Here is a 19,803-nt window from a genome sequence, read left to right on the forward strand (position 1 = left end):
GGTCCTTGGTCACTCGTGGCGGAGGGCGTCGATGGGGCGCAGCGAGGCGGCCCGGTTGGCGGGGTAGCTGCCGAAGAACAGGCCGATGGCGACGGCGATGCCGAACGCTCCGAGCACCGACTCGGGGATCACCACCGGCTCGATGCCGACGATCCTGACGTGCGAGCCGGCGATCCCGACCAGCACCCCGAGCCCGGCGCCGATCACCGACAGCAGGGTCGCCTCGGTGAGGAACTGCCCGAGGATCACCCCGCGCGGGGCGCCGAGCGCCTTGCGGATGCCGATCTCCCTGGTCCGCTCGGTGACGGTGACCAGCATGATGTTGGTGATGCCGATGCCGCCGACCAGCAGCGAGATCGCCGCGACCGCGCCGAGCAGGACCGTGAAGGTCCTGGTGGTGGACTCGCGGGCGGTGAGCAGCGAGGCCTGGCTGCTGATCCGGAAGTCCGCCCTGCTCGGGTCGGCGATCGCGTGGGTACCGAGCAGGACGCGGGTGATCTCGGCCTGCGCCGCGGTGGTGGACTCCGCCGAACTCGCCTGCACCAGGATCTGGTTGACGGCGCCGAAGCCGGTGAACGCGTTCTGCACCGTCGGCAGCGGGGCGATCAGCACGTCGTCCGGGTCGGTGAAGCCGGTGCCGCCCTTGGCCCGGAGCACGCCGACCACGGTGAGCGGCGTTCCCCCGACGGTGACCGTCTTCCCGACCGGGTCGACGGCGGCGAAGAGCTGCCGGGCGGTGGTCGACCCGAGCACCGCGACCTTGCGGGAGTTGAGGACGTCGTCCGGGGTGAAGTACTCGCCGTGCGCGATCCTCTGGTTGGCGGTCTCGAAGTACGCGGGGTAGGTGCCGACGATCGACCCGGGACTGTACGAGATGTCGCCGTACAGGGCGGTGCCGGAGGCCGTCACCACGGGGGCGACGGACTTGACCGCCTGCGCGTCCGCGTCGGTCGCCAGTGCCCTGGCGTCGGCGACCGTGAGCTTCTTGGCCCCGGCGGCGGCCCGCTGCCCGCCGAAGGACGCCCCGGACGTGACGGTCAGCGCGTTGGTGCCGAGCGAGGTGATCGACTCCTTGACCGCGACCGAGGACCCGTTGCCCACGGCGAGCAGCAGGATCACCGCGGCGACGCCGATCAGCACGCCCAGCACGGTGAGGGCGGAGCGCACCTTGTTGGCGGCGAGACCGCCGACGGCGAAGCGGAGCATCTGCCAGACGATCACGCGGACACCTCCGCCCGGCGCAGGGCGGGCGGCGGCCCGTCCGCCGGAGCCTGCCGGACGTCGGCGACGACCGCGCCGTCCACCAGCCGGATCACCCGCTTGGCGTGCCGGGCGACCTCGTCCTCGTGGGTGATCAGGACGATCGTGCGGCCGGTGGCGTTGAGGCCGTCGATGATCGCGAGCACCTCGCCGGTCGAGCGGCTGTCCAGGTTGCCGGTGGGCTCGTCGGCGAGCAGCATCGCGGGTGCGGTGACCAGCGCCCGGGCCACGGCCACGCGCTGCTGCTGACCGCCGGAGAGCTCGTTGGGCCGGTGCCCGGCGCGCTCGGCCAGGCCGACCAGTGAGAGCGCCGCGAGAGCCCGGCGGCGCCGCTCGGCGGCCCGGACGCCCGCGTAGGCGAGCGGGAGCTCGACCTGGGCCAGGGCGGTGGTGCGGGGGACGAGGTTGAAGGACTGGAAGACGAAGCCGATCTTGCGGTTGCGGACCAGCGAGAGCTGCCGCTCGTCCAGGTGACCGACGTCGGTGCCGTCCAGCAGGTAGTGGCCGGAGGTGGGCACGTCGAGGCAGCCGAGGATGTTCATCAGCGTGGACTTGCCGGATCCCGAGCTGCCCATCACCGCGACGAAGTCACCCTGCTCGATGTCGAGGTCGACGCCCTGCGGCGCGCCGGTGGCCGGGTCGTCCGGGCCCCGCAGGGCGTGCACGGTCGCGTCGCCGTGGCCGTAGGACTTGGTGAGCCGGCGGATCCGGATGACCGGCGGAGCCGTGCCCGTCCGGGCCGGGAGGGTCCCGCGCGCCATCAGCGGCCACCGCCCCGGCCGGTGCCCGCGCCGCCCGCAGCGCCGCCCGCCGCACCGCCGACTCCGGCCACACCCGCACCGGCGCCCCCCGCACCCGCACCGGCTCCGTTCCGGCCGCCCTGACCCCCGCCGGCGCCCGGGAAGGAGCCGTTGGGGAACCCGTTCGACCCGCTGGTCGAGGCCAGCTCGACCTGGTCGCCCTCGCTCAGCCCGGAGACCACCTGCACGGTGGTGTCACCCTCGACGCCCACGCCCACGGTGATCCGCTCGGTGGCGCCGTCGGGGTGGACCAGGGTGGCCGTCCGGTCGGCGCCGGTGCCGGACAGGGCCGCCGTGGGCAGCGAGAGCGCGTCGGCCGCCTCGCCGGTGACCACCGAGACGGTCGCGCTGAGACCGGTGCGCAGCTTGCCGGTGTCCCCGGTGATCCCGAGCGTCGCCGCGTACTGGACGGCGGCCGAGCCCCCGCCGCTGCCGCTCACCGGCAGCGGGCTGACCGCCAGCACGGTGGCGTTGAGCTTGGTGTCGGACTGCGCGTTCAGCGTGACGGTGGCCGCCTCGCCCTTCTTCAGCTTCAGCGAGTCCAGCTCGGAGAAGTTGGCGGTGACCTGCATCCCGGTCGGGTTGGTCAGCACGATGAAGCCGCTGGGCGCGGTGGTGCCGGAGGAGGCGGACTTGGCGGCGGTGGAGCCGCTGCCGGTCGCACCGACGGTGTCGCCGACCTTCGCCGAGACGGAGGCGACCGTGCCGTCCACCGAGGCGGTGAGCGTCGTCCCGGCCAGGGCCGCCTGGGCGTTGGTCAGGTTGGTCCGGGCGGTGGCGAGCTGCTGCTCGGCCTGGGCGACGGCCGCCCCGTCGACCTTGGTGGTGCTGATCGTCGTGGTCTGCGGCTCCGGCACGGCGGCCTGCGGCGCCTGGACGGTGGCCTGCGCGGACGGACTGGCCTGCGCGGACGGGTCGGCCTGCGGGGCGGACGCGCTGCTCCCGCCCGCCCCTCGGCCGCCCGCTCCGCCGCCCGCCGAACCGCCGCCCGCCGAACCTGCGGACGAACCGGACCCCGCGGCCGCGGCCTTCGCCGGCAACTGCTGGACGGTCGTCGTGGTGACGCCTGCCCGGGCCTTGGTCAGGTTGGCGTCGGCCGTGGTCAGCGCCGACTGCGCGGCGTCCACCTGCTGCTGGGCCGCGGTGGTGTCGACCGTCGCCAACACCTGGCCCTTGGTCACCGTGTCGCCGACCGCGACGCTGACGGCGGTGAGCCGGCCACCGGTGGCGAAGTCCTGGGCCGCGTCGGTCGGCGACGCCAGGGTGCCGGTTCCGGACACCGTGGCCAGGACGGTGCCCCTGGTCACGGTCGCCGTGCGGACCGGGGCCTTGGCGGTCTGCCGGGCGGCGCCGTCGTCCAGCGTGGTGTACGCCAGGGCGGCCGCACCGAGCAGGGCCACGCCGAGCGCGGAGTTGACGAGGACGGCACCTCGCCGTCGCGGGAACACCTTCATGGCGGACAGCTTCCCGGGGCGCTCTTGGGTCGTCCTGTACGCCGGCTGGGAGAACGCTGACCGACCGAACCGGGGCAATCCCGCACGGCCCACCCGGCCCGGGCCCCCGGCTTGGCCGCCGTCGCACCGGTCGTTGACCGATCTCCCAGCAGCCTCCCAGCCATCCACAGCCTCTCCCGATCCTCCCGGAGTCCTCCCGGGGTCCTCCCGGCCGACGCGGCGCGCCGGGAGGGCGGAGCGGGGCCGGAACGGGAGGAGCCGGGTCCGGCAGCTGCTGCCGGACCCGGCTCCCGGGGCCACCGTCGCGGACCGAACGGTCAGAGCTCCTTGCGGAACGCCTCCGCCACCGCGAGGAAGATCGAGTTGCCCTCGACCTCGCCGATCGAGATCCGCACGCCCTCCGGGAACGGCCGGACGATCACGCCGGCCTCGGCGCACGCGGCCGCGAAGTCCTGCGAGCGCTCGCCGAGCGCCAGCCAGACGAAGTTGGCCTGCGAGTCCGGGATCTCCCAGCCCTGGGCGCGCAGCCCGGCGACCACCCGGTTCCGCTCCTCGACCAGCGCGTCCACCCGGACCATCAGGGCGTCCTCGGCGCGCAGCGAGGCGACGGCCGCGTCCTGGGAGAGCTGGGTGACGCCGAACGGCACCGCGGTCTTGCGCAGCGCGTTGGCGACCGGCTCGTGCGCGATGGCGAAGCCGACCCGCAGGCCGGCCAGGCCGTACGCCTTGGAGAAGGTGCGCAGCACGCAGACGTTGGGGCGGTCCCGGTAGAGGTCGATGCCGTTGGGCACCTCGGGGTCGCGGATGAACTCGATGTACGCCTCGTCGATGACGATCAGTATCTCGGCCGGGACCGCGTCCAGGAAGCGCTCCAGCTCGGCGCGGTGGATCACGTTGCCGGTCGGGTTGTTCGGGTTGCAGACGAAGATCAGCCGGGTCCGCTCGGTGACGGCGGCGAGCATCGCGTCGAGGTCGTGGTCACCGCCCTCGGTCAGCGGCACCGGGACCGGGGTCGCGCCGGCGACCTGGGTGATGATCGGGTAGGCCTCGAAGGAGCGCCAGGCGAACATCACCTCGTCGCCGGGGCCGGCGGTCGAGAGGATCAGCGACTGGGCGACGCCGACCGAGCCGGTGCCGGTGGCGATGTGCTCGGCCGGGACGCCGAAGTGCTTCGCCAGCTCGGCGGTCAGCTCGGTGACGGCCATGTCCGGGTACCGGTTGAGCTTGCCGGCGGCGGTGACCGCGGCCTCCAGCACGCCGGGCAGCGGCTCGTACGGGTTCTCGTTGGAGGACAGCTTGTAGGCGTCGGCGCCGGCGGGCTTGCCGGGCTTGTAGGTGGGGATGCCGTCCAGGGTCGGCCTGAGGCGGGGGCCCTGTGCTGCGGTCACGGTCGTTCTCCTTCGTTGTATCCGCTGCGTTCGCCCGCCACGGTCGGGATCGCCGCCGTGCCCGGGAAGTCGGAACGCACCCGGTCCACCCCGGTCGGGTGCCTTGAACGATACCGACAGCGCTCACCCGTAGGAGTGAGATGCCCGGTCGGGTTACCGGCGCAGATCAGCCATTCTGTCGGGTTCCTATGGCACATGTCAGAGGTAAGACGGCTGGTTTCGTGCGGGTATCGAAGGGGCGCGCACCGGCTCACTCGTGGAGAAACGTATCTCCGAGGGCTCCCGATGCGCCGGTCACAGACCCTTGTCAGGAGCCATACGATCGGTCCGCCATGACAGCAGCAGCCAACCAGAGCGGTCGGCGGCCCACCACCTCACGGCGTCTTGAGCGGGCCGGCATCCGGGATGTGGCAGCAGCCGCCGGAGTGTCGATCACCACCGTCTCCGACGCGCTGAACGGGAAGGGCCGCCTGCCCGACGAGACCAGAAGCCGGGTGCGCGAAGTCGCCGAGCGCCTCGGCTACCGCCCCTCGGCGGCCGCCCGAACCCTGCGCACCGGACGGTCCGGCCTGATCGGGCTGACCGTCACCACCTACGGCGAAGAGCCGTTCACCTTCACCGAATTCGCCTACTTCGCCGAGATGGCCCGGGCCGCCACCAGCGCGGCCCTCGGCCGTGGCTACGCGCTGGTGGTGCTGCCCGCGTCCTCCCGGCACGACGTCTGGGGCAACATCGCGCTCGACGGCACCGTGGTGATCGACCCGCCGGACCAGGACCCGCTGGTCAGCGAGCTGTACCGGTCCGGCGTCCCGGTGGTCAGCGACGGCAAGCCCGGCAACTGCCCGGTCACCGCCTGGGTCGACAACGACCACGAGGCCGCCGTGCTCGGCATCCTCGACCACCTCTCCGAGGCCGGCGCCCGCCGGATCGGCCTGCTCACCGGGACCAGCACCGACACCTACACCCGGCTCTCCACCGAGGCCTACCTCGGCTGGTGCGCCAAGGTCGGCCAGGAGCCGGTCTACGAGACCTACCCCGCGCACGACCCGGCCGCCGGCGCCGTCGCCGCCGACCGGCTGCTCGCCCGCCCCGACCGCCCCGACGCCGTCTACGGCCTCTTCGACCCCAACGGCACCGACCTGCTCGCCGCGGCCCGCCGGTACGGCCTGCGAGTGCCGGACGACCTGCTCCTGGTCTGCTGCAGCGAGAGCGACGTCTACGCCACCACCGAGCCGCCGATCACCACGCTCTCGCTCAAGCCGCGCCGGATCGGCACCACCGTGGTGAACCTGCTCATCGACGCCATCGAAGGAGTGGACTCCGGCACCGGCGTCGACATCGCCCGGCTCTTCCCGCCCCGTTTCCGCACCGCCGGCACCGGCCCGCCGCCCGGCACCCTGATGCCCACCGAGCTCATCGTCCGCGCCTCCTCGCAACGACGGAGCCCGCGCACCACGGTCAGCCCGCCCCGCTTGCCGGGCGAGGTGTGACCCCGGGACGGCGCCCCCTCGGGGTCGCGGTCTAGACCATGCCCAGTCGGGACAAAACGGACCTGACGGACCGCCCGGCTGACGCTCCGGAGGATTGGATACCCACCAGGTGACGACGCCGGGAGAGTGGTCTTCCTATGATGGGCGAATGACACCCGAGGACCGCTTCCCCGGGCCTGAACACCCGGACTCAGGCCCCCGCCACCAGCCGGACCTCGACGTGCTGCCATACGGCACCTATTACGAACCAGAGCCCGCCAGCGGCTACTCCGAGGCCCCGTACGAGGCCGAGACGTACAGCGGCTACGGCGGCGCCCGCTACCTCGAACAGCACTGGCCGGTCCCCGGGACCGAACACGGCCCCGGGGCCGGGGACGGCCACGGCGGGCACGGCGGGCACCAGGGTTACGAGCCACCGGCCCTGTCCGACCACCCCGCGACCGCCCACGGCGGCAACGGCGGCCACCAGGGCCACCCCGAGCAGCGGGAACGGCAGAGCGACGACCCGCCGACCATCGAACTCGGCCCCCCGCTCGCCGAACCCGGCCTGCCCTACCACCCCTACCCGGCCCCCGGCCCCGGCGAGCCGCCCGGCCCGCTCTACGTCGTCGGCGACGTCCACGGCTACCTCGACGAACTCCTCGCCGCCCTGCGCCACCAGGGACTGGTCGACGCCGACGGCCACTGGTCCGCCGGACGCTCCCGGATCTGGTTCCTCGGCGACTTCACCGACCGCGGCCCGGACGGCATCGGCGTCATCGACCTCGTCATGCAGCTCGCCGCCGAGGCCGCCGCCGCCGGCGGCTACTGCCGCGCGCTGATGGGCAATCACGAGCTGCTCTTCCTCGGGGCGGCCAGGTACGGCGACGAGCCCGTCCAGTCCACCGCCGGCACCGCCTCCTTCCTCGCCGCCTGGCGGCTCAACGGCGGCCAGCAGCACGACCTGGAACGGTTGGAGACGCACCACATCAGCTGGCTCTCCCGGCTGCCCGCGATCGCGCTGGAGGACGACCACCTGCTGCTGCACTCCGACACCACCGCGTACCTGGAGTACGGCGAGTCCATCGCCGAGGTCAACGACGCCGTCCACGACCTGCTCGCCGACGAGGGCGTCGACGAGTGGTGGGACTGCTTCCGGCGGTTCACCAAGCGGTTCGCCTTCCGCGGCGACGCCGGCCCGACGGCCGTCCGCGAACTGCTGGCCTCCTACGGCGGCGCGCGCGTCGTGCACGGGCACAGCCCGATCCCGTACCTCACCGGCGCGGTCCACTCGGACGACGGCATGCCGCCGCACATCCCCGGCCCGTACGTCTACGCGGACGACCTCGCCGTCGCCATGGACGGCGGCGTCACCATGGACGGCCGCCTGCTCGTCGCACGGCTGCCCATCTGACGTCCGGCCGGGCACCCGGCAGCAGGGACCGGACCGTTCACGGTCCGGTCCCTGCCGTTTGACGCGGCGTCAACCGAACGGGCGTTCCCGGCGCCCGGGCGGTCGCGCCCGCGCGGCCGGGGCGCGAAATTCCGGAAAGCCACTGTCGATCCGGCCCCACCCGCCCCTACCATCAGGGACACACCACGCCCGGCCGCCCGTGTGGCGGCCCGTCTCCCGTGCCCCGCCCCCACGCCCACGAGGCGGAGCGAACGGGGTTCTGCATGAACGGGGTCCCCATGAACGACGCCCCGCACCTGCTCGCCGAGGACCGCCCGGACTTCGAGCGCCTCCTGGACGAAGCACTGCGCGACGACACCGTCCTCACCGTCCTCCGCGCGCCCGGCGCGCCCACCACCGACCGACTGCGCGACCGCGCACTGCACGACGCCGACACCGCCGCCGCACCCGCGGCCACCGAGTACGAGCACTACCTGCGGCTGCGCGAGAACCTGCGCAGCACACCGCCCCCCGACGGGCCGGTCGGCCCGTCCGGTGAAGCCACCGCGCCCGGCCTGCTCGCCCAGCTGAGCTCGTCCGACGGCGGTGCCGGACTCCTCCCGGTGCTCACCGTGCTCACCCCGATCCTCGCCTGGGCCGCCGCGCTGGTGCTGCTCCTGCTCGGCTACGGCCTCCGGGCCGCCGACCCGGACCTCGCCCTGGGCCGCTCCCTGCTCACCGCGGGGTGGCTGGCGCTCGCCACCGGGGTGGCCGCGATGGCCGTGGGCATCGTCGGACTGATCCTCACCGCCCTGCGGGACGGCTCCGCCGCACCCGTCCCGGCCGGCGCCGACCCTGACCTCGCCGCCGAACTCGCCGACGCCCGGCGCGACTGGCAGCGCGCGCTGCGCGAACGGGCCCTGCCCTCGTACCTGGCCGCCGCCGCCCGGGCCGGCGGGCCGGACGGCGCCCCCGGAGGCAACGGGCTCACCTCGCGCGCCCTCACCGGCCCCGACGAGGTCTAGGGTCCGCCGGCTCCCGGGGCGGCGTCCGTCCGGGGTCCGGTGCGGTACGGCCCGGTGCAGTGCGGTACGGCCCGGTGCAGTGCGGCCCTCCCTCCGGCCGGCCCGACCGGAGGAGGGGCCGCGACGGACCTCCCCCGGCAGGGGGAGACGGTCCGCCCGCCGCGACGACGCCTCCGGCCACCCCTCGCTGGAATCGTCGGAACCGGCCGGGCCGACCAGCGCCCGCCGAACCGGAGGGGTACCGATGAGCGCTCACGCCATGCTGGAGAAGCTGCACGGCCGGACGGCGCCCGGAGTACCGCGCTGGGCCGTGCGGACCGCGTACGTCACCAGCCTGACCGCGCTGCCCGCGGGTCTCTGGCGGATCGCCGCCTTCACCTTCGGCGCCCCGCTGCTGGAGCCGTCCGCCGGGGCGGACCCGGACTCCGGGACCCTGTGGTGGTACGTGATCGTGCTCAGCGTGGTCAGCGAGGCGCTGGCGTTCCTCGCCCTCGGGCTGGTCAGCGAGTGGGGCGAGCGGTGGCCGCGCCGGATGCCGTTGCTCGGCGGGCGCCCCGTCCCGACCCTCGCCGCGGTGATCCCGGCCGCTCTCGGCGCCGCCGCGCTGATGGCCCTCCCGTACTCCCTGGTGATGGGCGCCTTCGGGCGGGGACTCACCGGCGAGCCCACCGGCCTCGTCACCCACGGCTACCAGACCGTCCTCTTCTGGGCCTCCTACCTCCCGCTCGGCCTCTGGGGACCGCTGCTCGCCGTACTGACCGTGCACTACTACCGGCGCCGCGCCGCCGGCCCCGCCCGGCGGCCGTCCACCGTCCTCGCCGCCTGAACCGCCCGGGCCGCCGGAGCCACCCGGTCAGTCACCCGCTGCCGCGGCGTCCGCCGCCGCCCGGACGAACTCCCGCACCCGCGCCGTGGTGTTGCCCTCCGACCAGACCGGCCCGCGTTCGATCGGCGGCGCGTCGTGGATCGGCACGTAGGCGAGATCCGGGCGCGGGTAGTACCGCCGGGAGTGCTCGCCGACCGGCAGCACGCCCCGGCCGAGGGCGACCAGGGTGAGCATCTCGGAGAAGGTCCCGCCGGCCGGCCCCTTCGGCACCGGCCGCCCCGACGGCGTACGGTCCGGCGTGCGGTCCCGCTTGAACGCCACCGAGGTCACCGCCGGGTACTGCACCACCGGGTGGTCCGCGAGGACCTCCAGCGACACCGATTCCCGCTCCGCCAGCGGGTGGCCGGCCGCCACGGCCAGCACCCGGCGCTCGGTCATCAGCACCGGCCCGCAGGCCATCCCGTCGAACGGGTAGGACGCGATCAGGACGTCCACGGAGCCGTCCAGCAGGCTGGACCGGGTGTTCGCCAGCTGGGCCTCGCGGACGTCCACCCGGCAGTCCGGGTGCCGCTCGGCGAACAGCGCCACCGCCTTCAGCAGCACCGGCGCCGTCCCCTCCCCGAGGAAGGCGACCCGCAGCTCGCCGGTGACGCCCCGGTTCGCGTCCACCGCCCGCCGGACCGCCTCGTCCATCCCCGCCACCAGCGGCGCCAGGTCGTCCGCGAGCCGCCGCCCCACCGGCGTGATCCGCACCGTCCGGCTGGTCCGCTCGAACAGCGGCCCGCCGACCCGCCGTTCGAGCTGCCGCACCACCTGGCTGACCCGCCCCGTGGTGAGCAGCAGCCGCTCCGCCGTCCGCCCGAAGTGCAGTTCCTCGGCGAGCGCCAGGAAGATCTCGACCTCCAACCGTTCCAGCACCGGCCCCGCCCCTCCCCGGCGTTTAGCCCGGCTCAACGATCCTTGGCCGATCCCGCCTTGATGGCGACGGCCGCCCGGCGGATCGTAGAGGACACGAACCGCCACCGCCTCTCCCCGACTGGAGCCACCGTGACCGCCCTCCGCGTCAAGGCCTTCGACCACCTCGTGCTCAACGTCCGCGACATCGAGCGCTCGCTGGAGTTCTACGGCGGGCTGCTCGGCCTCGCGCCCGTCCGCGTCGACGAGTGGCGGGCCGGCGAGGCCCCCTTCCCCTCGATCCGGATCACCCCCGAGACCATCATCGACCTGATCAGCCGCCCCCGGGGCGAGTCCAACGTCGACCACATCTGCCTGACCGTCGAACCGCTGGACTGGCAGGAGGTCATCGACGCCGGCACCTTCACCGTCCTCGAAGGCCCCGTCCCCCGCTACGGCGCACGCGGCACCGCCACGTCCGTGTACGTGCAGGACCCGGACGGCAACACCGTCGAACTCCGCTGGTACCCCGAGGACGCCGCCTGACCCCGACCTGGCCCCGCCCGCCGGCAGGGGCGCCCGGAACGGGCCGAGGGCGCGGCGGCACGGGGGTCCGGCGCGCTCGACCCAGCCCCGGGGGAGCCCGCACACCGGCGCCGCCTGTCCGCGGCGGGGGTCGCGCTCCTCTGCGCGGCCTCCGTCAGCCGGTGCGGCGGGGTCCGCACCGGCAGTCGTCACGGAGCCCACCGACCCGGTGCGATCTCCGCATTGACAGCTCCTCCTCGATGGCTGACCGTAAAAGTCGACAACTGACTGCCCGTCAGTCAATCGGCGACGCAAGGGCCCGACCAACCCAGGACACCAGCCGCTGCGCGAGGAGTTCGACGATGACGGAACCGCCCGCCCTCCCCACCTTCACGTCCGGCAGCCGACGCGCCCCGGGGGCCCTGCCGCTCCTCGGACACGCGTGGCAACTCCAGCGCCGCCCGCTCGCGTTCCTGCGATCGCTCCCCCGACACGGCGACCTCGTCGAGATCGGACTCGGGCCGCGCAGAGCCTATGCGGTGTGCCACCCGGACCTGGTGCGGCAGGTGCTCACCGACGCGAGGACCTTCGACAAGGGCGGGCCGATCTACGACAAGCTCCGGCAGCTGCTGGGGAACGGCCTGGGCACCAGCGCCCGCGAACCACACCGCAGGCAGCGCCGCATGATCCAGCCGGTCTTCCACGCGGAACGGATCCGGGAGTACGTCCCGGCCATCCGCGACGAGGTCGTCGCCGCCACCGCCGGATGGTCGGACGGCCAGGTCATCGACGTCGCCGAGCACACCTACAAGATCATCACGAGAGTCCTCACGCGCACGATGTTCGCCGCCGAAGCCCGTGCCGAGGCCGCAACCGTGATCGCCGAGGCGCTGCCGGTGTTCCACCAGGGCGTCGGCCGGCGCATGAACTCGCCCTTCGCCCTCCTGGAGAAGGTGCCGACCTCCGGCAACCGTCGCTACGAAGCGGCGAAGGCCCGACTGCACTCGTTGGTGGACCGACTGATCGCCGACCACCGCCGGGACGGCGCCGGTCACGACAACCTGCTGTCCGTGCTCATGGCCGCCGGAGACGGCCGGGCGGACGGCGGGGCCTCGGCGATGACCGACGAGGAGATCCACGAGCATGTGATCACCTTCCTGGTGGCCGGGATCCCCACCTCTGCGGCGGTGCTGGCCTGGTCGCTGCACTTCCTGGGCCAGGACCCCGGGTTGGAGGCCCGCCTGCACAGCGAGGTCGACCTGGTCCTGGACGACGGGCCGCCCACCTGGGCGCACCTGGGCCGGCTCGACCTCACCACCCGCACGCTCACCGAGGTCATGCGGTACTACCCGCCCGGCTGGCTGCTGACCCGGGTCGCGATGCACGACACCGTCCTGGCCGGACGGCGCATCCCCGAGGGCACCGTGATCCTCTTCAGCCCGTACCTCCTCCACCACCGCCCGGACCTGCACCCCGCCCCCGACCTCTTCGACCCGGACCGCTGGCTACCGGAGCGCCGGCACGCGATGGCCCGGGACACGTACATCCCGTACGGCATCGGAAGCCGCAAGTGCATCGGCGAGGTCTACGGCATCGTCGAACTCACCCTCGCGCTCTCCGTGATAGCACGCCGCTGGCGACTGACACCGGTGCCGGGCGCAGGCGCGCACCTCACCGACCCGAAGCCTTCCGCCGTCATCCACCCGGCGCCCCTGAGGATGCGCCTCGGCGAACGCGGGACCAGCCGCCCCCGGGCATGAGCGGTCGGGGTCCCCGGTCACAGGGGCAGATCAACCTTCGTCGAGACCGGTGTCACGTTCCGCGGGCTTCGACCGCGGGCTCGGACCGCGGGCTCAGGCGAGGGCGGCGGCCAGCAGGGTGAAGGCGGCGACGATGACCGCGACGCGGGCGTAGTGGAGGCGGTCCCAGCGGTCGCTCTGCTCCCTCCAGTCCGCAGGCCGGTTCTCGGGGGTCCACGTCTTGCTCCGGTTGTTGATCGGGACGAGCAGCAGGACCGACATGAGCACGCTGGCGATCAGCAGTGCGGCGGCGGTCACGACGAGGCCGGCGCCGGGGCGGTGCCATCCGGCGACGGCCCACACGGCGCTCAGGGCGAGGGAGGTGAAGTACCAGACCGGCATCAGGGCGCCGAGCATCCGGCCACCGTGGGCGCGGCCTAGCTGGTAGCTGTCCTCGGGCAGTGCGCCGAGGATCCGGTTGACGACGAAGGCGACGGAGACCTCCACCCCCACCATCACTCCGACCACCACGATGGTGACGACCTTGAGTGCGTCGAACATGTTGACCCCTCCGAAAATCTAGCGCCGCTAGGTGATGAGACAACGCTAGTACTACTGACGCTCACTTGTCTAGCGATGCTAGGATTCGGTCATGTCGGTACAGGAACGCAAGGAACGCGAACGGGCGGCCCGCGAGCACCTCATCGTGGCGACGGCCCGCGAAATCGCCGAGCAACAGGGCTGGGACGCGGTCACCACCCGCCGGCTCGCCGAGCGCATCGAGTACAGCCAGCCCGTCCTCTACAGCCACTTCCGCGGCAAGCGCGAGATCATCGGGGCCGTCGCCCTGGAGGGTGCCGCCGAGATGGCCGCGGCGCTGCGGGCCGCGACCTCGGCCGCCGACGGCCCCCGCACCCGGGTCACCGCTCTCGCCCGCACCTACCTCGACTTCGCCGAACGCCACCCGGCGGTCTACGACGCCATGTTCCAGCTCGACGGCGGTCTGGCCTTCGCGGCCGAGGACACCCCGGCGCCGCTGAAGGACGCCTTCGCCGCCCTGCTGGAGAGCCTCGGCGAGGTCGCCGGGGAGGGCGTCCACCCGGGGCTGTTCACCGAGGTGTTCTGGGCGGCCCTGCACGGGCTGGCCACCCTGACCCGGGCGGGACGGCTGCCGCCGGCCGAAGCCGAGCAGAGGGTGGAGCTGCTGATGGACCGACTCGCCGTGATCTGACACGCCGTTCGGACGGGCGGGCAGCCGGGGACCTTCCCGGCTGCCGGCCTACGAGTCCCCGCCCCGACACGACCCCGAACCCGCCTGCGGTCAACGTCCGCCGCGACCCGTCGAACCCCGGCGAAACGGGTCAGCGGCACTCGAACCACACGGCCGCCGTCCGGGCCGACGCCCCGTTACACGGCAGTGAAAGCCGTCTCTTGGTAAGCAAACGATTCTCCTGAGAAGATCCTCCCGTCGCAGCCGCCGGACCCGCAGGAGAGCGGCGGACCGACCTTCAGCACGCACCCGCATTCGGTTCTTCCCGGGGGGAATCCGCTCATGTCCGCACGCCCGTTCACCCGCCGTTCCCGCCTGCTCGCCACCGCCACGCTGGTGGTCGCCGCCGGCACCTCCGCGCTCGCACCGGCGACCGCATTCGCCGACACCCCGGCGCCCTCCGCCTCCGCTACCGCCGCCGCCTCGGACACCCCCGCCCCGAGCACCGCCCAGCCCCTGACGGCCACCCTGGAGCCGGCCGCGGGACAGGCGCCGCTGACCCGCGGCGGTGTCGGCGCGACCCTGACGATGACCGTCACCAACAACTCCGACCAGGAGCGCCCGTTCCACCCGGCGGTGACCGTCACGCCGGTGGGCTCCGCCCCGAACGGATGGAACTGGATCGACTTCAGCGCCAAGGCGATCTCCGCGCCGGCCACCTACGGCATGACCAGCTTCAACGGGAGCAACTTCTCCGGCCACGTCGTGCCCGAGAACCGGATGTCCCACGTGCCCTTCACGGTGCCGGCCCGCACGACCTACAGCTGGGCGGTCTCCTTCACCCTGAGGGCCGCCCTCCCGGCGGACGACACCGCCGTGAAGGTCGCTCTGGTGAACGACCTCGGCAACAGCACCGCCGTCGAGCCGGTGACCCTGCCGGTCGCCTCCCCCACCGGCGCCCTCGTCCAGAAGTTCACGAACAACCTGGGCACCGTCTCGTACAAGAAGCCCTTCGAGACCGACCTCGACCTGACCAACAACGGCGCGGCCATCGGCGCCGCGATCAATCCGACGCTCCGCTTCAGTAACGGTTCCCGCCCGATCGCCGCCGTCCTCAAGCTGGAGGTGTCCCAGGGCGGTGCGTGGGTCACCGTCCCGGGCTCGGACAACGTCTGGAAGCTGCCGCCGGTGACCGGCGGCCTCGGCAAGGGCGCGAGCCACCGCTACCAGGTACGGCTGTCGCTCACCGGCTACACCGGGCAGTGGTCCGGTGTCTCCGGCTCGCTCAGCCTCGACCCGGACACCGACCAGGGCCCGGTCGACACCATCCTGAAGGCGTCGGTGACGCTGGACGGCAACGGTGCCCCGTCCATCTCGCCCTCGACCTCGCCCTCGGCCTCGCCCTCCACCGCGACGGCCAAGCCCAGCCCGACCGCGTCGACCGCCGCGCCGACCACGTCCACCACCGGGCCCAGCCCGACCGCGTCGACGAGGACGCCCGACACCCAGGTCGTCCCGGCGGCCGCGAACACCCCCTCGGCCCCGGCCGCCGCCAACACCACCGCCCCGGCCGGCACCAACCTCGCCGCCACCGGGGCCGGCAACTCCGTCGCCCTGTTCGGCGCGGGCGCGGCCCTGGTGCTGCTCGGCGCCGGCGCGGTCCTCTACGCGAAGCGCCGCCGCACCGCGTCCCAGGGCTGACCCGGCCCCGGTGCCCCGCCCGGCCCCCGCCGCCGGGGCACCGGCCCGCCGGCTCGGCCACAGTGCTGGGAAGCCCCCTCCACCTCCCAGCACTGCTGCCGGTCTGCGCGCGAGCTCGACCTCACTCCCGGCCGATGCCGACGGCGGAGCCCGTCAGTCGGCCAGCGGGAGGTAGACGCGGTTGCCCTGGGCCGCGAACTCGGCGGACTTCTCGGCCATGCCGGCGACCGCGTCGGCGCCGTAGCCGGCGTTGACGGCCGTGGAGCCGTCGCCGTGCTGGTCGCGGATCTGCTGGGAGATCTTCATCGAGCAGAACTTCGGTCCGCACATGGAGCAGAAGTGGGCCGTCTTGGCGGGCTCGGCGGGGAGGGTCTCGTCGTGGAACGCGCGGGCCGTCTCCGGGTCGAGGGCCAGGTTGAACTGGTCCTCCCAGCGGAACTCGAAGCGGGCGTCGGAGAGGGCGTCGTCCCAGTCCCGGGCACCCGGGTGGCCCTTGGCGAGGTCGGCGGCGTGGGCGGCGATCTTGTAGGTGATGACGCCGGTCTTCACGTCGTCCCGGTTCGGCAGGCCCAGGTGCTCCTTGGGCGTGACGTAGCAGAGCATCGCGGTGCCCCACCAGGCGATCATCGCCGCCCCGATGCCGGAGGTGATGTGGTCGTACCCGGGCGCGACGTCCGTGGTGAGCGGGCCGAGGGTGTAGAACGGGGCCTCGTCGCAGATCTCCTTCTGGAGATCCATGTTCTCCTTGATCTTGTTCATCGCGACGTGGCCCGGACCCTCGATCATCACCTGGACGTCCCTCGCGCGGGCGATCCGGCCCAGCTCGCCCAGCGTCTCCAGCTCGGCGAACTGCGCCTCGTCGTTGGCGTCGGCGGTCGAACCGGGGCGCAGGCCGTCACCGAGCGAGAAGGTGACGTCGTAGCGCGCGAGGATGTCGCAGAGCTCCGCGAAGTTGGTGTAGAGGAAGTTCTCCTGATGGTGCGCCAGACACCAGGCGGCCATGATCGATCCGCCGCGCGAGACGATTCCGGTCTTGCGGCGGGCCGTCAGCGGAACGTACCGCAGCAGCACGCCCGCGTGGACGGTCATGTAGTCGACGCCCTGCTCGCACTGCTCGACGACGGTGTCGCGGTAGACGTCCCAGCTGAGCTCCTCCGCCCTGCCGTCGACCTTCGCCAGCGCCTGGTAGAGCGGCACGGTCCCGATCGGCACGGGGGAGTTGCGCAGGATCCACTCACGGGTGGTGTGGATGTTGCGGCCGGTGGAGAGGTCCATGACGGTGTCGGCGCCCCAGCGGGTGGCCCAGGTCATCTTCTCCACCTCCTCCTCGATCGAGGAGGTGACGGCGGAGTTGCCGATGTTCGCGTTGATCTTCACCAGGAAGTTGGTGCCGATGACGGCCGGCTCCACCTCGGGGTGGTTCACGTTGACCGGGATGACGGCGCGCCCGCGGGCGACCTCGTCGCGCACGAACTCGGCCTCCAGGCCCTCGCGCAGGGCGACGAACTCCATCTCGGGCGTCACGATGCCGCGCTTGGCGTAGGCCAGCTGGGTGACGGCCTCACCGCCGCGTCCGCGCAGCGGGCGGCGCGGCCGGCCGGGGAAGACCGCGTCGAGGTTGCGCAGGTCCCCGCCGCGCGGCGACGTGTGCTTGATGCCGTCGTCCTCGGGACGCGCCTCGCGCCCGTCGTACTCCTCGACGTCGCCGCGCTGACGGATCCAGGAGTCGCGCAGGGCCGGCAGGCCGCGCCGCACGTCGGGTTCGTAGGACGGATCGGTGTACGGCCCGGAGGTGTCGTACAGCGGGACGGTCTTCCCGTTGGTGAGCACGACCTCGCGGTACGGAACGCGCAGGTCGGGGCGGGACCCGTCGCGGTAGGCCTTGCGCCAGGCCGGGGTCGGGTAGCCGGTGCCCGCGCTGGAGACGGCGGAGTTCCGGGCAGACTGCGGCTGTGCGTCGAACGTGGTCATCAGACCTTCTACTCCCTACGCCGGCATTACCCGGTCAGGTTCCTGCGGTCGACGCAGCGTTCGGCACGTCCGACGACGTCCCGGTCAGCGCCCTCTCAGCCCGGTGCTCCGAGCTCCCGTGTCCGCAGGCCGTGTTGCCTGCGCATGACGTCCAACACCGTAGCGAGCGGAACGCCGGAGGTCCAGAGGGGGTCGGAACGGCCGACCGGCGGGTGTCGAATCCGGCAAATCGGACGGTCCCGGCCGAGCGGACCGGCAATCGGGCCCCGGCCGGGCAGACTGGCAGTCGCGGGGTCGACGGCGGGGACGACGAGAGGGAGGCCGGCGTGGTCGGAAGCACGGGGCGGGTCACCGGGGCGGTTGGCGCGGGGCTGGTCGGCGAGGTGATGGTGCACGTCCCGGAGCGGCAGGGCGCCGAGGCGTTCCTCGCCTACCTCGCCGTCCCGGGGGACCGACTGCCGGTCGGCACGCCCGTGTTGGTGATCGAGTACCAGCCGCCGCGCACCGTGTACGTAGCGCCCATCGGCCCGTGACGACCTTGTGACAGGGCGTCATGTCATCTCCCTTTCCATCGGATTGGCTCCGGCGGAGAATCCGAGTCGGCGCATCTCCTGCGCCGGAAGGGGGAGTTGAACCATGGTGTACCTCATCCCCGGAGCGGTGGCCGCGACACTGCTCATCGGGATCACACTCTTCAAACTCATGTGGCGGGTGGCCGAGCCGAACGAGGCTCTGATCATCTCCGGCTCCCGGCACCGGACCGAGGGGGTCGGCGACGGGCTGGGATTCCGGATCGTCACCGGCCGGGGGACCCTCGTCACCCCCGGCCTGCAGGGCGTCCGGCGGCTCTCGCTGGACCTCAACGAGGCCGAACTGAACGTCGAGTGCGTCACCACGCAGGGTATCCCGGTCCGGGTGAAGGGCGTGGTGATCTTCAAGGTCGGCGACGACGACGTCTCGATCGCCAACGCCGCCCGCCGTTTCCTCGACCAGCAGAAGCTGATCAGCCAGCGCGTCCACAACGTCTTCGCCGGACACCTGCGGTCGATCGTCGGCGGGCTCACCGTCGAGGACATGATCCGCGACCGCGAGCGGCTCACCGGGGAGACCAGGGCCGCCTCGGGGCTGGAGATGGAGAAGCTCGGGCTGATCATCGACACCCTGCAGATCCAGGAGATCATCGACCCGACCGGCTACATCAAGAACCTCGCCATCCCGCACGCCGCCGCCGTCCAGCGGGACGCCCGGATCGCGCAGGCGCACGCCGACCGGCTGGCCACCGAGGCCGAGCAGGAGGCGGCCGCCCGCAAGGCCGAGGCGACCCGCAACAGCGAGATCCAGCAGGCCTCGTACCAGGCCGAACGGGACACCGCCAGCGCCAGGGCCCGGCAGGCCGGCCCGCTCGCCGACGCCGGCGCCCGGCAGCAGGTGGTGGTCCAGGAGACCCGCGTCGCCGAGCTGGAGGCCCAGCGGAAGGAGCAGCAGCTCCAGATCGACGTCCGCAAACCGGCCGACGCCAGGGCGTACGACACCCGGACCACGGCGGACGCCGACCGTGACGCCCGGATCTCCGCCGCCCAGGCCCAGGCCCAGGAGACCGAGCTGAAGGCGGCGGCCGAGGCCGGCCGGGTCCGCATCGCGGCCCAGGCCGAGGCGGAGGCCACCAAGCTGCGCGGCCTGGCCGCCGCCGAGGCGACCAGGGCCACCGGCGAGGCGGAGGCGGCGTCCGCCGAGGCACGCGGTCTGGCGGACGCACAGGCCGTCCGGGCTCTCGGTCTCGCCAAGGCCGAGGGCCTCAAGGCCCGTGCCGACGCGCTGGCCGAGAACCAGGAGGCCCTGGTCGCACAGGAGTTGGCGGAGAAGTGGCCGGACATCGTGCTGGCCGCCGCCGAGTCGTTCGGCCACGTCGAGCACATGGTGCTGCTCAACGGCGCCGACGGGATGGGCGAGCTGTTCGCCAAGGCCCTCACCATGGGCGGCACCGGGCTCGGCCTGGCCCGCCAGCTGCTGACCACCATCGGGCCGGAGGCCGCACCGGCCGCGGCACCGGCTGCGGCCGTCCAGCGGATTCCGGTCGACCGCACGCCGGCGGACCGGGTGCCCGCGGACCGGACCACGGAGGAGTGACGTGATTGGGTAGCCGCCCGC

17 protein-coding genes are annotated in these 19,803 nt (G+C 73.2%); 10 read left to right on the forward strand and 7 right to left on the reverse strand.

The window, feature by feature from the left end; genetic code table 11:
* Positions 1 to 9: 9 nt before the first annotated feature.
* From PUR61_RS39350 to hisC, 4 genes are all read right to left on the reverse strand, one after another.
* Entirely contained in the window at positions 10 to 1,221 is a 1,212-nt protein-coding gene (locus PUR61_RS39350; RefSeq protein WP_329884730.1) for an ABC transporter permease, read from the reverse strand.
* Positions 1,218 to 2,021: an ABC transporter ATP-binding protein gene (locus PUR61_RS39355; RefSeq protein WP_329884731.1), complete on the reverse strand. Its 804-nt coding sequence runs from the start codon at positions 2,019 to 2,021 to the stop codon at positions 1,218 to 1,220. The genes PUR61_RS39350 and PUR61_RS39355 overlap by 4 nt, the downstream gene beginning before the upstream one ends.
* Positions 2,021 to 3,514, reverse strand: coding sequence for an efflux RND transporter periplasmic adaptor subunit (locus tag PUR61_RS39360; RefSeq protein ID WP_329884732.1), 1,494 nt, complete (start codon positions 3,512 to 3,514; stop codon positions 2,021 to 2,023). Before PUR61_RS39360 ends, PUR61_RS39355 begins: the two co-directional genes overlap by 1 nt.
* A gap of 317 nt (positions 3,515 to 3,831) precedes the next feature.
* Positions 3,832 to 4,902 (reverse strand): histidinol-phosphate transaminase, encoded by a 1,071-nt coding sequence (gene hisC / locus PUR61_RS39365; RefSeq protein WP_329884733.1) that lies wholly within the window; start codon positions 4,900 to 4,902, stop codon positions 3,832 to 3,834.
* Positions 4,903 to 5,234: 332 nt separating this feature from the next.
* Between hisC and PUR61_RS39370 the strand changes: the two genes are divergently transcribed.
* From PUR61_RS39370 to PUR61_RS39385, 4 genes are all read left to right on the forward strand, one after another.
* Complete coding sequence (locus PUR61_RS39370; protein ID WP_329884734.1) at positions 5,235 to 6,392, forward strand: LacI family DNA-binding transcriptional regulator; 1,158 nt, start codon at positions 5,235 to 5,237, stop codon at positions 6,390 to 6,392.
* Between the two features lie 148 nt (positions 6,393 to 6,540).
* Positions 6,541 to 7,785, forward strand: a complete 1,245-nt coding sequence (locus PUR61_RS39375) for a metallophosphoesterase (protein ID WP_329884735.1) — start codon at positions 6,541 to 6,543, stop codon at positions 7,783 to 7,785.
* Positions 7,786 to 8,048: 263 nt separating this feature from the next.
* Positions 8,049 to 8,789 (forward strand): hypothetical protein, encoded by a 741-nt coding sequence (locus tag PUR61_RS39380; protein WP_329884736.1) that lies wholly within the window; start codon positions 8,049 to 8,051, stop codon positions 8,787 to 8,789.
* 244 nt (positions 8,790 to 9,033) lie between these two features.
* Complete coding sequence (locus PUR61_RS39385) at positions 9,034 to 9,615, forward strand: hypothetical protein (RefSeq protein ID WP_329884737.1); 582 nt, start codon at positions 9,034 to 9,036, stop codon at positions 9,613 to 9,615.
* A gap of 27 nt (positions 9,616 to 9,642) precedes the next feature.
* On the opposite strand, the gene PUR61_RS39390 is transcribed toward PUR61_RS39385, so the two are convergent.
* Positions 9,643 to 10,533, reverse strand: coding sequence for a LysR family transcriptional regulator (locus PUR61_RS39390; protein WP_329884738.1), 891 nt, complete (start codon positions 10,531 to 10,533; stop codon positions 9,643 to 9,645).
* A gap of 129 nt (positions 10,534 to 10,662) precedes the next feature.
* On the opposite strand from PUR61_RS39390, the gene PUR61_RS39395 reads away from it, so the two are divergent.
* Positions 10,663 to 11,055: a VOC family protein gene (locus PUR61_RS39395; RefSeq protein WP_329884739.1), complete on the forward strand. Its 393-nt coding sequence runs from the start codon at positions 10,663 to 10,665 to the stop codon at positions 11,053 to 11,055.
* 341 nt (positions 11,056 to 11,396) lie between these two features.
* Positions 11,397 to 12,794, forward strand: a complete 1,398-nt coding sequence (locus tag PUR61_RS39400) for a cytochrome P450 (RefSeq protein ID WP_329884740.1) — start codon at positions 11,397 to 11,399, stop codon at positions 12,792 to 12,794.
* Positions 12,795 to 12,887: 93 nt separating this feature from the next.
* On the opposite strand, the gene PUR61_RS39405 is transcribed toward PUR61_RS39400, so the two are convergent.
* Complete coding sequence (locus tag PUR61_RS39405) at positions 12,888 to 13,334, reverse strand: DUF1772 domain-containing protein (RefSeq protein ID WP_329884741.1); 447 nt, start codon at positions 13,332 to 13,334, stop codon at positions 12,888 to 12,890.
* Positions 13,335 to 13,425: 91 nt separating this feature from the next.
* On the opposite strand from PUR61_RS39405, the gene PUR61_RS39410 reads away from it, so the two are divergent.
* Together PUR61_RS39410 and PUR61_RS39415 are read left to right on the forward strand one after the other, a co-directional pair.
* Positions 13,426 to 14,004, forward strand: a complete 579-nt coding sequence (locus PUR61_RS39410) for a TetR/AcrR family transcriptional regulator (RefSeq protein ID WP_329884742.1) — start codon at positions 13,426 to 13,428, stop codon at positions 14,002 to 14,004.
* Between the two features lie 321 nt (positions 14,005 to 14,325).
* On the forward strand, positions 14,326 to 15,684 hold the full coding sequence (locus PUR61_RS39415) for an LPXTG cell wall anchor domain-containing protein (protein WP_329884744.1): 1,359 nt from the start codon (positions 14,326 to 14,328) through the stop codon (positions 15,682 to 15,684).
* A 153-nt stretch (positions 15,685 to 15,837) separates the two neighbouring features.
* Here PUR61_RS39415 and thiC read toward each other — a convergent pair whose 3' ends face one another.
* Positions 15,838 to 17,655, reverse strand: coding sequence for a phosphomethylpyrimidine synthase ThiC (thiC, locus tag PUR61_RS39420; protein WP_329884745.1), 1,818 nt, complete (start codon positions 17,653 to 17,655; stop codon positions 15,838 to 15,840).
* A gap of 326 nt (positions 17,656 to 17,981) precedes the next feature.
* On the opposite strand from thiC, the gene PUR61_RS39425 reads away from it, so the two are divergent.
* Entirely contained in the window at positions 17,982 to 18,188 is a 207-nt protein-coding gene (locus PUR61_RS39425) for a hypothetical protein (protein WP_329884746.1), read from the forward strand.
* Positions 18,189 to 18,291: 103 nt separating this feature from the next.
* Positions 18,292 to 19,782, forward strand: coding sequence for an SPFH domain-containing protein (locus tag PUR61_RS39430; RefSeq protein WP_329884747.1), 1,491 nt, complete (start codon positions 18,292 to 18,294; stop codon positions 19,780 to 19,782).
* Positions 19,783 to 19,803: the final 21 nt, after the last annotated feature.

Origin of the sequence: Streptomyces sp. BE20 (genome assembly GCF_036322525.1) — a bacterium.
Taxonomy (GTDB): domain Bacteria; phylum Actinomycetota; class Actinomycetes; order Streptomycetales; family Streptomycetaceae; genus Kitasatospora.